Genomic DNA, 16,847 nt, shown 5'->3' with positions numbered 1-16,847 from the left:
AAATAATTAATGCGTCTAGGCACAGACAGCGCCCGCTCCTCATGTCGGCTCGCGCCGGCCTGACGGGGGCGACCGCACAGGGTGATTCCCGGGATCGCCGAATTCGCCCGCGGCGGGCTGCCCGCGCCGACCGCCATGGACGACGGCAACGAGTGGGTCGACGGCTTCTGCCGGCTCTACTGCGCACGGCAAGCCCCGCGTCGGTTCGCGACATCTGTCGACGGTGCCGGCGGTTGTCATTGCCGAGGACGATGGGCAGCTTCGAGCGCTGATCGTCTCGGGTCGGCCGAGCGTGGATGCGGACCGCGATGGTCGAGCGTCGGCGGGCGGCCTCGGCGCGGGGGTTGGCGGCGGGGCTTCGGCCGGCGTGGTGGATGGGGGTGATCAGGACCGGGCGGGATGGCGCGCTGTGGTCGGTTCGCGCTGGGCGGCGGCTTGCTGGAGGAGCTGGTGGGGTTGGTGACCGCGGGCTTCGGCGTCGGCGAGTGCGGTGGTGAGGGCGGGCCAGGCGGGGTCGGTGAGGATGCGAGGTCGAGGTCGAGGGACTCGTCCGGCCTGTGGTTCCTACGGATTCGGCATCCGACAGCCGGCACTTCGCCACTGGTCACGGTGAGGGTGCTCACGTGGTGGTCACGATTGGAGCCAGGGCTGGATGGCCGTCCCTGGCGCCGGTGTTACTCTCCCCCCACCGCATGGGGGGTTGGTCCAGGGGGTTCACCACTTCACAGTGTCGACCGCGGCAGATCGTGCCGCGTCCTCTCCATGCGTCCGTCACATCCATGGAGACACCAGTGAGTCACCACACTCAGCCCCGGCGGACCACCGTACGCCGGGTTCTCGGCAGCGCACTCGTACCTGTCCTCGGGCTCGGTATCGCCGCGACCGGCATCCCTGCCGCGTTCGCCGCTCCGGCCGCCCGGACGGCTGTCGCCGCCACCGCCACCGCGGCGGCGCTCGACCCGTGGGCGGCGTCCGTACCGCTGACGGACGGCACCACCATCCAAGACGTCCTTGACGTGAAGACGGCCAAGAACGGAGCCGTCGTCGCGCTGTGGAACCGCAAGCCCGCCGACAAGAGCAAGCGTGAGCTGGTCGTGGCTGTTCGCGCGGCCGGGAGCACCGTCTGGGGCGCGCCGCATGTGCTGGCCACGACCCCCACAGCGCGAGGTGGTGCTCAGCTCGTCACCTCGGCCGACGGTTCCGTCATCGCGGCCTGGACGGAGTACCGGAACGACATCCCGCCCGACGGTGAGAGGCTCGGCGGCGTCTTCCGGATGTCCGTGCTCGCGGCCGGTGCCACCACCTGGTCGGACCCGTCCGACATCGCCGCCTCGGACGCCATCCGGGACGCGCGGCTGGTGGGTTCGCCCTCGGGGAAGCTCGTCGCCGTCTGGCGGGACCTGACCAGCGACCCGTCGTGGTTCGGCCTCTTCTCGTCCGTCCGCCCGGCGCCCGGTGCCGCCTGGTCGCAGCCGGCGCAGATCGACGTCGGCACGCCGGGACAGCCGGACGTCACCAGTCCCCAGCTCGTGTACGCGGTCGACGGCACGGCGACCTTGTCCTTCGAGAAGACCTCCGCTCACTACGGCCACTCCGTCAAGGTCGTCGACCTGGCGGCCGACAGCCAGGACTGGTCCGCACCGGTCACCGTCTACGCTCCGGGTCCGGAGTCCGGGATCTACGTGGACGGCAGCTCGCTGACGCTGGGCAGGGACGGCCGGGCCGCGCTGGTGTGGACGGCGTACGAGTCCACGATGCTCGCGCAGCGGCCGGCCGGCAGCCGCACGTGGGGAGCTGCGGAGCCGATCCCCGGTGTCGGGGTCCTGCCCGTGCGGGACCTGGCCGTCGGCCCCGAGGGCGACATCACCGTGCTCTGGGGCGGCCGCGACGCCGTCGGCAGCGTCGTCGTGCTTGCCACCACACGGTCCGCGGCCACGGGCACGTGGTCCGCCGTGAAGCAGCTCTCCACCTACCACGTGCTGGACGATCGATTCGACCTGACGGTGGGTGCGGACGGCACCGCGCATGCCGTCTGGCGCCAGGAGGTTCCCGGCGACAGCCCCACGTACGCGCTGTACACCGCCTCCCGGGTGAACGGGGTCTGGACCTCGCCCGTCCGGTTGAGCACCAACACCCAGGGCAACAGCCAGGGCCAGGTCACCGTGGACGCCGGCAACCGCCCCGTCGCTGTGTGGACGCAGGCCACCATGTGGGCGCAGGACACCAGGGACGCGACCACCCAGGTGCGCGCCGCCACCACCGCGCCCGCTCCCCCCGCTCCGCCCAAGCCGGTGCCCAAGTGGCGTGACTTCAGCGGTGACGGCCGGGGTGATCTGCTGGGCCTGACGTCGGGCGGGTCGCTGGCGGTGCGTACGGGTACGAGCACGGGCGGTTTCGGTACGGGCGTGTCGGCGGCGGGCTGGCCGACGGCCTCGGTCGTCGTCCCGTTCGGGGATCTGTCCGGCGACCGGTGCAACGACGTGCTGGTGCGGGACTCTTCGGGTGTGCTGACGCGCTACGACGGGGCTTGCGGCAAGGCGTTCGCGCCAACCGGGGCCAAGCGCGTCATCGGTTCGGGCTGGAACATCTACAACGTGCTGACCTCGCCGGGTGATCTGACGGGTGACGGGCGTGCCGATCTGCTGGCGCGTACGCCGGCGGGCGAGCTGTATCTGTACGCGGACAACGGCGCGGGCGCGTTCAGGGCCCGGGTGAAGGTCGGCCCCGGGTGGCAGATCTACAACGCGGTCGTGGGTGTCGGTGACCTGAACGGCGACAAGGCCGGTGACCTGCTGGCCCGGGACGCGGCTGGTGTGCTGTGGCGGTACGACGGCACGGGCAAGGGCACGCTGAAGGGCCGGGTGAAAGTGGGGTCCGGGTGGCAGATCTACAACGCGATCGCCGGTGTCGGTGACATCACCGGCGACGGCAAGGTGGATCTGGTGGCGCGGGACACGGCTGGTGTGCTGTGGCGTTACAACGGCACGGGTTCCGGCATCTTCTCCGCCCGGGTGAAGATCGGCAGCGGCTGGCAGACGTACAAGTCGCTGCTCTGAGAGCTGTGCCCACCGACCGGGGAGCGTTCCGGCTCGGTGACCTCGACGGGCCCGCGCTGCGCAGTTTCCGTGCGGGCCCGTCGAGCACTCGGGAACGGCCGGTCGAACTCCGCCACGGCTTTCGCGGCCCCGAGTTCGTCGAGCGACGGCAGCCCGGCGAATAGCAGGTGCGGGCCGCGTCCTCGACGCTCATACGGTCCATGACGTCCGGTCCACAGCGCCACACGCGGGCGCGGCGGGGATCGGCTCCCGTCGGCGAGCCTCCGCCGGCAACTGCTCATAGAGCGCGCCAGGCGTGGGGCGAGGCGTGCGTCGACGACGGTCTCGTGTTCGCCCGCGAGGACGGCGATCCGCTGCGCCGGACGACGTCACGAAGCTGTTCGTCGCCCTGGTCGACGCTGCCGGTCCGCGCCGGGTGCGGCTGCACGATCTGCTCCATGGGCAGGCGTCGCTCATGCTCGCGGCCGGCGTCGACATGGCGATCGTGTCGAAGCGGCTCGGACACTCCACGATCACGATCACGATCACGTCCGACACGTACTCGCACCTGCTCGGTGGAGTCGGGCGGGACGCAGCGGACCGCGCTCCGCGCTCGTGCCGCGGGCCCGGCAGACGGTGCAGTCCGCGCCTGCCGATGACGAGCCTGACCACATGGTGACCACCTCGCCTGAGGATCTCGCCGCCGAGCAGGCCCCGGAAACGACAGAACCCCCGTCGACGCAGGTCAACGAGGGTTCCGACCCCAAGGGGTCCGGTAGGCCGTGTGGGACTCGAACCCACAACCAACGGATTAAAAGTCCGCTGCTCTGCCAATTGAGCTAACGGCCCTCGGCACAACACCCCTGAGCATAGCCGGACCGCACCGACCAGCCGATCGGGTATTGGCGGTGTGCCCCCGGCGGGGGAGCCGGGGGCACATCGGAGCGGGTGTCGGGACGTGCGTCGGGGTGGGTGCCCCGGGAGCCTCAGAAGATGCTCTTGTACGCCTGCCAGCCGCCGCCGAGCAGCTTGGAGGAGCCGAACGAGCCCGCCCCGTTCCCGTCGTTGCGCCAGAGGTTGCCCGCCGTGTCGCGGGAGACCAGGTCGGCCTTGCCGTCACGGTTCAGGTCGCCGATGCCGACGATCGTGTCGCGGTTGGCGCCCCAGTCCTTGAAGACCAGGACGCGGCTGTTGAACGTGCCGTTGTCGCGGCCGTAGAGGCGCCACAGCTCGTTGGAGCCGTCCTGCAGGAGCAGATCGCCCCTGCCGTCGCCGTTCAGGTCGCCGACGCCGACGACCTTCTTGTACGCACCCCAGCCCGTGCCGATCTTCACTCCGGACTTCAGCAGGCCGTCCGCCTTGCCCGCGTACAGCCAGATGTCACCCGTGGACGCGGCGCGCGCGACCAGGTCGGGCAGCCGGTCGCCGGTGATGTCGCCGGGCGAGGTGAGGACGTTGTGGACGTTCCAGCCCGTGCCGAGGGACGTGTACGAAGAGCCGGCCTGCACGCCGCTCGACTGGCAACCGCCGTCGTAGCGGGCCCGTACAGCACCGAAGTGCTGTACGGGCCCGCTCATCAGGCGTCTGTCAGGCGTCGATCAACCGCCCATCAGGCGTCGACGTCAGCCGTTGCGCTTCCAGCGCGGCTTGTCGTCACGGCGGCCGCCGCCGAACGAGCCGGTGCCGGTGCCGGTGCCGGAGCCGCGGTGGTCGTCACGGCGGCCGTACGGGCGGTCGTGGCCGGCGGAGCGGAAGCCGCCGCCCGAGGGGCGGTCGTCGCGGCGGTCACGGTTGAACGGACGGTCGCTGCCACCGCGGTGGTCACGGCGCTCGAAGCCACGGTCGTTGTCGCGGCGCTGGAAGCCGCCCGAGGGGCGCTCGTCACGGCGGTCACGGTTGAACGGACGGTCGTTGTCACGGCGCTCGAAGGAACGGCCACCGCGGTCGTCGCGACGGTCGTCACGGCGGAAGCCGCCACGGTCGCCGTCCCGGCGGTCGTCACGACGGTCGTTGTCCCGACGGAAACCACCCGAGGGACGGTCGTTGTCCCGGCGGAAGCCACCGCGGTCGCCGTCCCGGCGGTCGTCACGACGGTCGTTGTCCCGGCGGAAACCGCCACGGTCGTTGTCACGACGATCGTCACGACGGTCGTTGTCCCGACGGAAACCACCGGACGGACGGTCGTTGTCGCGGCGGAAACCGCCACGGTCGTTGTCACGACGGTCGTCGCGACGGAAGCCGCCCTGGTCGTTGTCACGACGGTCACGGCGCTCGTAGTTGCCCCGGTCGTCGCGGTACGACGGACGCTCCTCGCGGGTCTCGCGCACCGGCTCCGCCACGACGGCAGCCGCGGCCACGACCTCCGCCTCTGCAGCCTCGGTCACCTCGGCGACCGCGGCCTCCGGGTCCTCGCCCCGCTCCCGCGCGGCGCGGGCGATCAGACGGTCGGCCTCCTCGCGGAGTTCGGCGGCACGGCGCTGGGCGCGCTCCAGCTCCTTGGCGAGCTGGGCGGCCTCGCGCTCGGCCTGCTTGGCGGTGTTGTTCGCGGAGTCGGCCTGGACCTCGGTCAGCGAACGGGCGCCGGTGATCTCGGCGACCTCCGGGTCGAACGCGCCGGCCCCGCCGACGATGTGGCGCGAGGCGTCGACGCCCGCGTCCTCCATCAGGCGGAAGATCTGGCGGCGCTGGTGTGGGAGCGCCAGCGAGACGACCGTGCCGGACTGGCCCGCGCGGGCGGTACGGCCGGAGCGGTGCAGGTAGTCCTTGTGGTCACCGGCCGGGTCCACGTTCAGAACGAGGTCGATGCCGTCGACGTGGATGCCGCGGGCGGCGACGTCGGTGGCGACGAGCGCGTTGACGTAACCGTCCTTGAAGTCGGCGAGGACGCGGGTACGGGCGCCCTGCGTCATGCCGCCGTGCAGCGCGTCCGCCTTCACACCCGCGTCGACGAGCTGCTCGGCGATGCGGTCGGCGCCCAGCTGGGTACGGACGAAGATGATCGTGCGGCCCTTGCGGGCGGCGATCGCGGCCGTGACGGGCGCCTTGTCCTTCGGCTTCACGACGAGGACGTGGTGGGTCATCGTGGTGACGGCGCCCTGGGCGGCGTCGACCTCGTGGCTGACCGGGTTCACCAGGTAGCGCCTGACGAGCGTGTCGATCTCGTTCTCGAGCGTCGCGGAGAACAGCATCCGCTGGCCGCCGGTCGGGATCTGGTCGAGCAGCTCGGTGACCTCGGGCAGGAAGCCCAGGTCCGCCATCTGGTCGGCCTCGTCGAGGACCGCAACCTGGATCTGCTCGAGCGAGCAGGCACCGCGGTTGATGATGTCGCGCAGTCGGCCCGGGGTGGCGACGAGGACGTCGACGCCGCGCTCGAGCGCGTAGATCTGGTTGCCCATGGACGTACCGCCGCAGACGACCTTCATCTTGAGGCCGAGCACGTCGCCGTACGGCTGGAGCGCGTCCGCGACCTGCATCGCGAGCTCACGCGTGGGGGTGAGGATGACGCCGCGGGGCTTCTTCTTCTCGGTGTGTCCGCCGGCCAGCGTGGCGAGCAGCGGGAGACCGAAGGAGAGGGTCTTGCCGGAGCCGGTACGGCCACGGCCGAGGATGTCCTTGCCGGCCAGGGCGTCCGGGATGGTCGCGGCCTGGATCGGGAACGGGACGGTGACGCCGTTCTGGGCGAGCTTGCGGACGACGCCCTCGGGGAGTCCGAGGTCGTTGAAGGTCGCCTCGGGAGTGGCGTCAGCGGCCGTGTCGGCCTCCTCGACCTCGACCTCGACGACGTCGACGATCTCGTCGTTCAGGGGCAGGACGGCACGGTCAGAACTGGAAATGGACATGCGAAATGCGAAACCTTCCGGAGTCTCGGCACGCGCCCAAACTCCGTGATTCGCAATTCGACCGCCTCAATGCGGTCAGCCACGGCAAGGGAGAGTACGCGCCACACGCGGCGCGCTTCTGTGGTGGCGCCGGGCAAATGGGATCAAACGATCTACCACCATACGCACCCTCCACCCCCGAAGGCAAACCACCTCACTGCGGCGCTCGTCACATCCACCGCCCGTCGCCCGGACCCCGTACCCGCGACGCGGGCTCCATCTGCGGTGATGCCGTCGGCTCGGCGCGCGCGCCCTCCCAGTTCTCGTCGGCCGCACGCATCGCGCCCATCTGCGTGTCGGCGGCGGGCGACGCCGACGGCGGGTCGGTCGGCTCTCCCGACGGGTCCGGGCCGGGCGGCGTGGGATCCGCCGACGAGGTCGGCTCACCGGCCGGCGGCGTGGGATCCGCCGACGAGGTCGGCTCACCGGCCGGCGGCGTGGGCCCCTGCGGATCGGCGGGCTTCACACTCCCGGTGCTCCCGCTGCCACCGCCCTTCGGCGGCTGCGCGGACGGCGCCACGGACGCGCTCGGGCTCGCCCCGGCTCCCGCATCCTCACCGCCCTTGCTCGCGGCCCCGCCGGACTGCGCCGCTCCGCCCATGCCCGTACGACCGTGCCCACCAGCACCGCCCTGCGCGGCTCCGCCACCGTCGGGCTCGGCCGCGACCCCTTTCTGCTGCGGGGACTTCGCGGGCGCCCCTTCGCCGCCGTCGTCGCCGATGCTCATGCAGCCTGCGGAGGCCGCGACCGTCAGGACGGTGGCGATCCATACGGCACAACGGCCGGGGGCGGACAACTGGCGCACGAGCGGCACCTCCGGGACACGGGACGCGGTTTCCCTGCCCAACTCCCTTTGCCCTGCGAGGGACACGCCCGGAGCCCCCTCGGCTGCCGCGAGGGAGCGAAGAACTCACCCGTAGCCCAGCGCGTGCAACCGCTCGTCGTCGATACCGAAGTGATGGGCGATCTCATGGACCACCGTGATCTCGGTCTCGGCGACGACGTCCTCCCGCGACTCGCACATCCGCAGCGTCGGCCCCCGGTAGATCGTGATCCGGTCCGGCAGCACGCCGGCGTACCACTCGCCGCGGTCGGTCAGCGGAGTCCCCTCGTAGAGCCCCAGCAGCTCGGGATCGTCGGCGGTGGGTTCGTCCTCGACGAACACCGCGACGTTGTCCATCAGCCGCGTCAGCTCCGGCGGGATCCTGTCCAGCGCCTCGGCGACCAGTTCCTCGAACTCCTCGCGCGTCATCTCCAGCACCCGGCCATTGTCACGCACACCCGTCCCCGGCCGCGGGCATAGCCCACCCCGAGCCTGGGCATACGGGACCAATGGTCCGCGCTCGTGAACGGCTTCTTGCCCTCCTGACCGACATCACGCGCCGGTACCACCGGCCCCGGTCAACACTCCGGGCCCGGTCGCGCCGCCGGTCGAGCCCCACCGTGACCCTCGCCCAGCCTCTCCCCGACACCCCCAGCAATCTCTCGCACCCCACACACCCCACACGTCCCTACGCCCGCGCCCTCGCCCTGATCGTCGTCGTCCTGACGGGAGCATGGCTCGGCCTGCTCGTCGTCGGGGCCGTCGGTACGCCCGTGGGGCCGATGGACACGACGATGACCCTGCGCCCGTCCCTCACCGGCGGCACGAAGATCAACGTCTCGCCGCTCGGCGCCCTGGAGCTCGAATCCCATGTGGCGCCCATCCGCCTCGACGTGGATGTCGACCGGCTCGACCCGGTCCGGTCCCAGGCCCTCGTCGAGCACCCCGAGCGCCTCTCGGGGCTCCAGTCCGAGGTCAGCCAGGACGTCACGGCGGGCACCCGCGAGCTGGCGTGGCGCTCGTGCGTCGCCGTCGTCTCCGGCGCCACCGCCCTCGGCCTCGCGGTCTACCGCCGCCCGCGCCGGGCGCTCGCGGCGGGCGGCCTCGCACTCGTACTCCTCGCGGCCTCGGGCATCAGCGCGTACGCCACCTGGAACCCGAAGTCCGTGCTGGAGCCGAAGTTCTCGGGACTGCTGTCCTCGGCCCCCTCCGTCGTCGGCAACGCACGCTCGATCGTCACCGAATTCGACGTCTACCAGAAGGAGTTGGCGCGCCTGGTCACCAACGTCACGAAGCTGTACGACGCGACGTCCACGCTTCCCGTCTACCAGCCGGACCCCGGCACGATGCGCGTCCTGCACGTCTCCGACATCCACCTCAACCCGGCCGCGTGGCACATCATCGGCTCGCTCGTGGAGCAGTACGAGATCGACGTCGTCATCGACTCCGGCGACACCATGGACCACGGCACCGCCGCCGAGAACACCTTCCTCGACCCGATCCCCGACCTCGGCGCGCCCTACGTCTGGGTCCGCGGCAACCACGACTCGCCCACCACCCAGCGGTACCTGGAACGCCTGAAGAACGTCCACGTCCTCGACGACGGCCGCGCGGTCACCGTCGCGGGCCTGCGGGTGGCCGGCACCGGCGACCCACAGTTCACCCCGGACCGCTCGACCCGGCCCCAGGGCGACCCCGCCGAACGCATGGCCGGCATCCGCCTCGCCTCCGCCCTCCGCGACCAGCACAGCGCGGGAACGCCCGTCGACATCGCCGTCGCCCACAACCCCGTGGCTGCCCGCGAGACCGACGGCGAGGTCCCGCTCGTCCTGGCCGGCCACGTCCACCACCGCGAGACCGAGCTCCTCCCCCTCGGCACCCGCCTCAAGATCGAGGGCTCCACGGGCGGCGGCGGCCTGCGCGCGGTCCAGAACGACGAGCCCGAGAAGGTCCGAGCCTCCGTCCTCTACCTCGACCGGGACACCCGGCGCCTCCAGGCCTGGGACGAGATCACCCTGGGCGGCCTGGGCCTCACGACGGCCGAGGTCAGCCGCCACCTGGCCACCCCCGAACCCGCGACAGGACCGCCGCCCGGATCCCCCTCGGCAACGCCGTCCGAGTGACTCCCGCCGTGTCGTTCCGCGAGTGCCCCGGGCCCACCGCGCCGTTGCGGGGGGCGCCGCCGGGCCGCCGGGCCGCCCTCCCCGGGAGGCGAACCCCGGCCCCCGCGCTGCGCCCCTCGGGGGGCCACGCCCGAACCCCCGAGAAAAGCGTTTTGGCGATAGCTCCCCGCATCCCATATGCTTCTCACGTCCCCGACGCGCTGCGAAGCGCCCAGGTGGGCCCTTAGCCCTCATCGTCTAGTGGCCCAGGACGCCGCCCTTTCAAGGCGGTAGCACGGGTTCGAATCCCGTTGGGGGCACGCATCACCGTGTGCGAGACTATGTCTCGCACAATGCATCACCTCTGGTCCTGTGGAGCAGTTTGGAGTGCTCGCCACCCTGTCAAGGTGGAGGCCGCGGGTTCAAATCCCGTCAGGACCGCTGCAGCTCGCAAGAGCTGCGTGGCTGGGTAGCTCAGTTGGTACGAGCGTCCGCCTGAAAAGCGGAAGGTCGCCGGTTCGACCCCGGCCCCAGCCACAATCGCCCCCATCAGGGCAAACACCCTCGTCGAAGATCTTCGGCGGGGGTGTTCTCGTGTCGGTTGCGCCGACCGGTGCGCCAACGGCTCACGAGAGCGTGCGCCGATCATGCCGGATGGCCCTGAGCCTCCGGCCAAGCCGGTCGGCCGCCGCCGGACGTAGGCCGCCTTTCCCCTCGTAGCCGGGCGCGTCCTCGCAGACGGTCAGGTGATCCCTGTGGACATCTTCGCTGACGGTCGGCCGCGCATGAGGTGGGCAACGTCGACACGACAGGCACCCAGTAGGGCGGGATGCAGCGGGACCGGCCGATTTCGATGCTCGTCTGCTACACCCGTTCCGACCACGGTCGGCCCCAGTCGCGCGAGCAGGGCCGCGCAGCCACGCCCGTGCCCAGGAGCCGAAGGAGGACGCCCGATGGTGGACGAGCCGGCCGATCGCCAAGCGCAGATCGTGCGGTCGATGGTGATCGGTACCGGGCCCTCTCCAGCAGCCGGATGCACTCGTACGATCTGGTTGTCTCACTGCGTATCGGGAGGGGAAACAGGGTGGGGAGAACTGGTAAAGGCAGGCTGGCGACCGCGGTTGCCGTGTCCTGCGCCGCCGTGGTCGGCTCGGTCGTCATGCCCGCCGACGCCATGGCGAAGCCCATTGCCGCGCCGGCGGATTTCAACGGGGACGGCTACCACGACCTGGTCGTCCCGGCGCCTGCGGCGACGGTGGGAGGCAAGGTCGGGGCGGGAGCGGTCGTGGTCCTTTATGGCTCCAGGACCGGGGTCTCGACCGCGCGCAAGGCCGTCATCACCCAGAACAGCGCCGGCGTGCCGGGCACCGCGGAGGCCGGCGACCTCTTCGGTGCTTCGACGGCGTTCGCCGACCTGGACAAGGACGGTTTCAGCGACCTGGTCGTCGGCGCACCCGACGAGGGCACGAGCGCCGCGCACACCGGCATGGTCACCGTGTTGTGGGGTGGAAAGAACGGCCTGGCCGCCGGGAGCCCGCTCCCCGTGCCGGTGGTCGGGGGCGGCCGGTACGGCCTGGATGTCGCCGCGGTGCGCGACAGTCGCGGCCCGCGTGTGCTGGTCGGCGGCTACGACGGGTCGATCGAGCTCAGCGGCACGTTCAAGCGCGACGGCTCGGTCGGCTCGGCATCGCGGAACTGGAGCACTCCCTCGGTCGCCGTCACCGACTTCGGGGACTTCCGTCACGACGGACACGCGGAGCGGATCGTCACTTCGGTCCGGGTCGGTGGCAACAGTGGCGGGCTTGTGTACGTCGACCCCGTGGACGGCAGCAGGCCCCTGCCCGTCGACGGCACGACCACCGCGACCGGAGACGTCAACGGCGACGGCTATCACGACCTTGTCGTCGGCGACCCCGACGAGCCGGCCAACGGCACCAACGGCCACCTGGGCGGCGAGATCACCCTCTGGTACGGCGGCCCGGACGGTCTTGCTGCGGCACCGGTGCACATCAGCCAGGACACGGCCGGCGTCTACGGCACGTCGACGAAGAAGAACAAGTTCGGCCAGGCCGTCGCCGTGGCCGATCTGAACAACGACGGCCTCGGCGAAATCATCGTCGGTGTGCCCGGCCAGCACCGCAACGGCCAGGCGATGGCTGGAGCCGTCGTCGTCATCCCCGGCCAGAGAACCGGCACGCCCGGCGCCGGCTCGTACGAGATCTCGCAGGAGAGCGGGTCGGTGCCCGGGGTGTCGGAGAGGGGCGACGGGTTCGGTCTCACGCTGACGGTCGGCGACGTCAAGGCGGACGGCCATCCTGACCTGATCATCGGCGCGGAGGGCGAGGACAACTACCGCGGCGCGGTCTGGGTCCTGCCCGGCACCTCCACCCGCCCCCTCGGAACAGGCAGCGTGGAACTGACCGCCGGGAAGCTCGGAGTGGCCGGGGTCTCCCCCTGGGTCGGCGGCTTTCCGCCTTCATGAGCTCCGGCCACGCCCCGCCCATCACAGGGCGGGGCATGGTGCGCTGCGGCTCGGCGGGAGGCATCTGTGCCAGCGGTGCGGGCGGCGTCCACTCTGCCCGCACGTCGCCGGCCGCCTGCCTTCCGTGACGTCACGCGGCTTCCCGGTCGGATCACCGAGCGGACCGTGCCGCCGTCCACGCGGAGCGTGGCGCCCCTGACGTAGTCGCCGTACGGACTCGCCCAGATACGCGACGGCGCCCGCGATCTCCTCGGGGCGGCCGAATCTGCCGAGCAGCACCCCGCGCAGCACCGCCACCAGCGCGGCCACCACCGCGAAGGCGTCGCGGCACCGGCGGCTGCCGGCGCTGGGCATGGGCGGGCGGTCTCCTGGTCGTCGGCTGCCGTAATCGGTCGATGTGCCGCAATCGTACGGGCCGCCGGGCCTCGTCCGGCCGGGCGATCTCACTCCGCCGGGCCGCATCCGGCCGGGCGACCCCGCGCCGCCACCGCAAATGGGTTCGCCAGTCCGCTCGCGCGGGTGCGATCCTGAACTCCGTATGTCTACTTTCGCCGATCTCCAGACCCAGCTGGCCGAGATCCCGCTGCGCGACGCGCACCGGCTCGGCCGGCGGCTCGAAGGCACCCGCCGGATCCGTAAGCCCGAGGCGCGGCAGGCCGTGCTGGACGAGATCGCGGCCGAGGCGGCCAAGGCAGCCGCCCGTACCGCCGAGCGCGCCGCACGGATGCCGCAGATCTCGTACCCCGAGCAGCTGCCGGTCAGTCAGAGGAAGGACGAGATCCTCGCGGCGATACGTGACCACCAGGTCGTGATCGTCGCGGGTGAGACCGGGTCCGGCAAGACCACGCAGATCCCGAAGATCTGTCTGGAGCTCGGCCGGGGCGTCCGCGGCATGATCGGGCACACCCAGCCCCGCCGGATCGCCGCCCGCACGGTCGCGGAGCGCGTCGCCGAGGAGCTGCGCACCCCGCTCGGCGAGGCCGTCGGATGGAAGGTCCGCTTCACCGATCAGGTGGGCCAGGACACCTTCGTCAAGCTCATGACGGACGGCATCCTGCTCGCCGAGGTCCAGACGGACCGCGAGCTGCGCGCGTACGACACGATCATCATCGACGAGGCGCACGAGCGGTCCCTCAACATCGACTTCCTGCTCGGCTATCTGGCCCAGCTGCTGCCCAAGCGCCCGGACCTCAAGGTCGTGATCACCTCCGCGACCATCGACCCCGAGCGCTTCTCCCGCCACTTCGGTGATGCGCCGATCGTCGAGGTCAGCGGGCGTACGTATCCCGTCGAGGTCCGCTACCGGCCGCTCCTGGAGGAGGACAGCGAGGAGTCCGACCGCGACCAGATCACGGCCATCTGCGACGCCGTCGACGAGCTCCAGGCCGAAGGCCCCGGCGACATCCTGGTCTTCCTCTCCGGCGAGCGCGAGATCCGCGACACCGCGGACGCGCTCCTCAAGAAGAACCTGCGCCACACCGAGGTCCTCCCCCTCTACGCCCGTCTCTCGCACGCCGAGCAGCACCGCGTCTTCCAGCCGCACACCGGCCGCCGCATCGTCCTCGCGACGAACGTGGCCGAGACGTCGCTGACGGTCCCCGGCATCAAGTACGTGATCGACCCGGGCACCGCCCGCATCTCGCGCTACAGCCATCGCACCAAGGTCCAGCGCCTCCCCATCGAGGCCGTCAGCCAGGCCAGCGCCAACCAGCGCAAGGGCCGCTGCGGGCGTACGTCCGACGGCATCTGCGTCCGGCTTTACTCCGAGGAGGACTTCGAGGCCCGCCCCGAGTTCACGGACGCGGAGATCCTCCGGACGAACCTGGCGTCCGTCATCCTCCAGATGACCGCCGCCGGCCTCGGCGACATCGAGAAGTTCCCCTTCATCGACCCGCCGGACCATCGCAACATCCGCGACGGCGTGCAGCTCCTCCAGGAGCTGGGCGCACTGGACCCCACCCAGAAGGACCCGAAGAAGCGGCTGACGCCGATGGGCCGCAAGCTGGCCCAGCTTCCCGTCGACCCACGCCTCGCCCGGATGGTCCTGGAGGCCGACAAGAACGGCTGTGTCCGCGAGGTCATGGTCATCGCGGCCGCGCTCTCCATCCAGGACCCGCGCGAGCGCCCCGCCGACAAGCAGGCGCAGGCCGATCAGATGCACGCCCGGTTCAAGGACGAGACGAGCGACTTCCTCGCCTTCCTCAATCTCTGGCGGTACGTCCGCGAGCAGCAGAAGGAGCGCGGGTCCTCCAGCTTCCGCCGGATGTGCAAGCAGGAGTACCTGAACTTCCTGCGCATCCGCGAATGGCAGGACATCTACGCGCAGCTGCGCACGGTCGCCAAGCAGATGGGGATGCATCTCGAAGAGCCTTCGGCGGACGCTGCCGCCCCGGAGCAGTCCGTCCACGTCTCGCTGCTCGCCGGGCTCCTCTCCCACATCGGGATGAAGGACGTGAAGGACGGTGCGAAGAACGAGTACCTGGGCGCCCGCAGCGCGAAGTTCGCCGTCTTCCCCGGCTCGTCCCTCTTCAAGAAGCCCCCGCGCTTCATCATGTCGGCCGAGCTCGTCGAGACGTCCCGCCTCTGGGCCAGGGTCAACGCGAAGATCGAGCCGGAGTGGATCGAGCCGCTCGCCGGTCACCTGCTCAAGCGCACATACAGCGAACCGCACTGGGAGAAGGACCAGGCGGCGGTGATGGCGTACGAGAAGGTCACGCTCTACGGCGTCCCGGTCATCGCCCAGCGCAAGGTCAACTACGGGCGGATCGACCCGGAGACGAGCCGCGAGCTGTTCATCCGCAACGCGCTCGTCGAGGGCGACTGGCGCACCCACCACAAGTTCTTCGCCGACAACCGCAGACTCCTCACCGAGGTCGAGGAGTTGGAGCACCGCGCCCGGCGCCGCGACATCCTCGTCGACGACGAGACGCTGTTCGACTTCTACGACCAGCGGGTGCCGGAGCACGTGGTCTCCGGCGCACACTTCGACTCGTGGTGGAAGCACAAGCGCCGCGAGGAGCCCGAGCTCCTCGACTTCGAGCGCGAGATGCTCATCAACGAGAAGGCCGGGGCGGTCACCAAGGACGACTACCCGGACTCGTGGCGCCAGGGGCGGCTGAAGTTCCCGGTCACGTACCAGTTCGAGCCGGGAGCGGACGCGGACGGTGTCACCGTCCACATCCCGCTCCAGGTCCTCAACCAGGTCACGGACGAGGGCTTCGACTGGCAGATCCCGGGTCTGCGCGAAGAGGTCGTCACGGAGCTGATCCGCTCCCTCCCCAAGCCGATCCGCCGCCACTACGTGCCCGCGCCGAACTACGCGAAGGCGTTCCTGGAGCGGGCGGTGCCCCTGCAGGAGCCGCTCCCGGTCACGCTGGCGCGTGAGCTGCAGCGCATGGTCGGCGTGCCCGTCACGGGCGACGACTTCGATCTCTCGAAGGTCCCGGACCATCTGAAGATCACGTTCCGGATCGTCGACGAGCGCCATCGCAAGCTCGCCGAGGACAAGGACCTGGAGACGCTGCGGCTCCAGCTGCGGCCCAAGGCCCGTCAGGCCCTCTCCAAGGCCGCCGCGGCCACCGCCGAGCGTTCGGGCGGCACCGCCGTCGAGCGCACTGGCCTCACCGACTGGACGATCGGCACGCTGACGAAGGTCTTCGAGACCCGGCGCGCGGGTCAGCCCGTCAAGGCGTACCCGGCCCTCGTCGACCAGGAGGGAGCCGCGGCGGGCACAGTCGCCGTACGCCTCTTCGACACCGAGGCCGAGCAGGCCCAGGCGATGTGGCAGGGCACGCGGAAGCTGATCCTGCTGAACATCCCGGTCAACCCGGCGAAGTTCGCGTCCGAGCGGCTGACGAACCAGCAGAAGCTGGCCCTCTCCCGCAATCCGCACGGCTCCATCCAGGCGCTCTTCGACGACTGCGCGACCGCGGCGGTGGACAGGCTCATCGCCGACCGCGGCGGCCCGGCCTGGGACGAGGAATCGTTCCGGAAGCTGTATGACAAGGTCCGCGCGGACCTCGTGGACGCGACCGTGCGGACCGTGGACCAGGTCGGCCAGATCCTGGCCGCCTGGCAGGCCTGTGAGCGCCGCCTCAAGGCCACGAACAGCCTGGCGCTCGCCAGAAACGTCCAGGACGTCCGGGAGCAGCTGACGGCCCTCGTGCCGGCCGGTTTCGTGACGAGGACGGGCCTGCGGCGACTGCCCGACCTGATGCGCTACCTGATCGCGGTCGACCGCCGGCTCCAGCAGATGCCGACGGCCGTCCAGCGCGACACGACGCGCATGGAGAAGGTCCACGAGATGCAGGACGAGTACGCCTGGCTCCTGGAGCAGCTGCCCAAGGGGCGGCCGGTGCCGCAGGAGGTCCTGGACATCCGCTGGATGATCGAGGAGCTGCGCGTGAGCTACTTCGCCCACGCCCTGGGCACGGCGTACCCCGTCTCGGACAAGCGCATCGTCAAGGCGATCGACGCGGCGGCACCGTGAACGGCCATGACGCGGCCGTTGCCTTGCCTGAGTTCGAC

The 16,847-nt window shown here is 70.9% G+C and carries 9 protein-coding genes, 4 tRNA genes and 1 pseudogene; 7 read left to right on the top strand and 7 right to left on the bottom strand.

The annotated features are described in order from the left end of the window. Positions 1–310: 310 nt before the first annotated feature. Positions 311–546, bottom strand: a pseudogene (locus tag ABT078_RS24675) (mobilization protein); the annotation flags it as partial. 245 nt (positions 547–791) lie between these two features. On the opposite strand from ABT078_RS24675, the gene ABT078_RS24670 reads away from it, so the two are divergent. Continuing rightward, entirely contained in the window at positions 792–3,056 is a 2,265-nt protein-coding gene (locus tag ABT078_RS24670; protein ID WP_351231208.1) for an FG-GAP repeat domain-containing protein, read from the top strand. Between the two features lie 755 nt (positions 3,057–3,811). Here the strand turns inward: ABT078_RS24670 and ABT078_RS24665 are convergent. The 5 genes from ABT078_RS24665 to ABT078_RS24645 all read right to left on the bottom strand — a co-directional run bounded on the left by ABT078_RS24665 (position 3,812) and on the right by ABT078_RS24645 (position 8,174). Then, positions 3,812–3,884: transfer RNA gene (locus tag ABT078_RS24665), tRNA-Lys, on the bottom strand. A 137-nt stretch (positions 3,885–4,021) separates the two neighbouring features. Continuing rightward, positions 4,022–4,612: an FG-GAP repeat domain-containing protein gene (locus ABT078_RS24660; protein ID WP_351231206.1), complete on the bottom strand. Its 591-nt coding sequence runs from the start codon at positions 4,610–4,612 to the stop codon at positions 4,022–4,024. Between the two features lie 45 nt (positions 4,613–4,657). Continuing rightward, positions 4,658–6,874: a DEAD/DEAH box helicase gene (locus ABT078_RS24655; protein ID WP_351231204.1), complete on the bottom strand. Its 2,217-nt coding sequence runs from the start codon at positions 6,872–6,874 to the stop codon at positions 4,658–4,660. Between the two features lie 208 nt (positions 6,875–7,082). Beyond that, the gene (locus ABT078_RS24650) at positions 7,083–7,718 is read right to left on the bottom strand and encodes a hypothetical protein (protein ID WP_351231202.1); all 636 of its coding nucleotides are present in this window, start codon (positions 7,716–7,718) and stop codon (positions 7,083–7,085) included. Between the two features lie 105 nt (positions 7,719–7,823). Continuing rightward, entirely contained in the window at positions 7,824–8,174 is a 351-nt protein-coding gene (locus ABT078_RS24645; RefSeq protein WP_267245427.1) for a metallopeptidase family protein, read from the bottom strand. A 71-nt stretch (positions 8,175–8,245) separates the two neighbouring features. On the opposite strand from ABT078_RS24645, the gene ABT078_RS24640 reads away from it, so the two are divergent. The 5 genes from ABT078_RS24640 (at position 8,246) to ABT078_RS24620 (ending at position 12,320) form a co-directional block, all read left to right on the top strand. Beyond that, the gene (locus ABT078_RS24640; RefSeq protein WP_502981292.1) at positions 8,246–9,859 is read left to right on the top strand and encodes a metallophosphoesterase family protein; all 1,614 of its coding nucleotides are present in this window, start codon (positions 8,246–8,248) and stop codon (positions 9,857–9,859) included. A gap of 226 nt (positions 9,860–10,085) precedes the next feature. Further along, positions 10,086–10,158: transfer RNA gene (locus ABT078_RS24635), tRNA-Glu, on the top strand. Positions 10,159–10,204: 46 nt separating this feature from the next. Then, a tRNA-Asp gene (locus tag ABT078_RS24630) sits at positions 10,205–10,279 on the top strand. Between the two features lie 22 nt (positions 10,280–10,301). Continuing rightward, positions 10,302–10,375, top strand: a tRNA-Phe gene (locus ABT078_RS24625). Between the two features lie 547 nt (positions 10,376–10,922). After that, the gene (locus ABT078_RS24620) at positions 10,923–12,320 is read left to right on the top strand and encodes a VCBS repeat-containing protein (RefSeq protein ID WP_351231197.1); all 1,398 of its coding nucleotides are present in this window, start codon (positions 10,923–10,925) and stop codon (positions 12,318–12,320) included. Between the two features lie 21 nt (positions 12,321–12,341). On the opposite strand, the gene ABT078_RS24615 is transcribed toward ABT078_RS24620, so the two are convergent. Next, on the bottom strand, positions 12,342–12,674 hold the full coding sequence (locus ABT078_RS24615; RefSeq protein ID WP_351231195.1) for a hypothetical protein: 333 nt from the start codon (positions 12,672–12,674) through the stop codon (positions 12,342–12,344). A 184-nt stretch (positions 12,675–12,858) separates the two neighbouring features. Between ABT078_RS24615 and hrpA the strand changes: the two genes are divergently transcribed. Beyond that, positions 12,859–16,809, top strand: coding sequence for an ATP-dependent RNA helicase HrpA (gene hrpA / locus ABT078_RS24610; protein ID WP_351231193.1), 3,951 nt, complete (start codon positions 12,859–12,861; stop codon positions 16,807–16,809). Positions 16,810–16,847 lie beyond the last annotated feature (38 nt).

Source organism: Streptomyces sp. NPDC002133, from assembly GCF_040296405.1.
Classification (GTDB): domain Bacteria; phylum Actinomycetota; class Actinomycetes; order Streptomycetales; family Streptomycetaceae; genus Streptomyces.
This window is presented reverse-complemented; position numbering and strand designations above follow the sequence as displayed.

What these genes read in the sequence shown, in the direction of transcription:
- ABT078_RS24660 (WP_351231206.1), bottom strand. Translation starts at nt 4,612, where the DNA reads ATGAGCGGGCCCGTACAGCACTTCGGTGCTGTACGGGCCCGCTACGAC.
- ABT078_RS24655 (WP_351231204.1), bottom strand. Translation starts at nt 6,874, where the DNA reads ATGTCCATTTCCAGTTCTGACCGTGCCGTCCTGCCCCTGAACGACGAG.
- ABT078_RS24640 (WP_502981292.1), top strand. Translation starts at nt 8,246, where the DNA reads ATGGTCCGCGCTCGTGAACGGCTTCTTGCCCTCCTGACCGACATCACG.
- ABT078_RS24615 (WP_351231195.1), bottom strand. Translation starts at nt 12,674, where the DNA reads ATGCCCAGCGCCGGCAGCCGCCGGTGCCGCGACGCCTTCGCGGTGGTG.
- hrpA (WP_351231193.1), top strand. Translation starts at nt 12,859, where the DNA reads ATGTCTACTTTCGCCGATCTCCAGACCCAGCTGGCCGAGATCCCGCTG.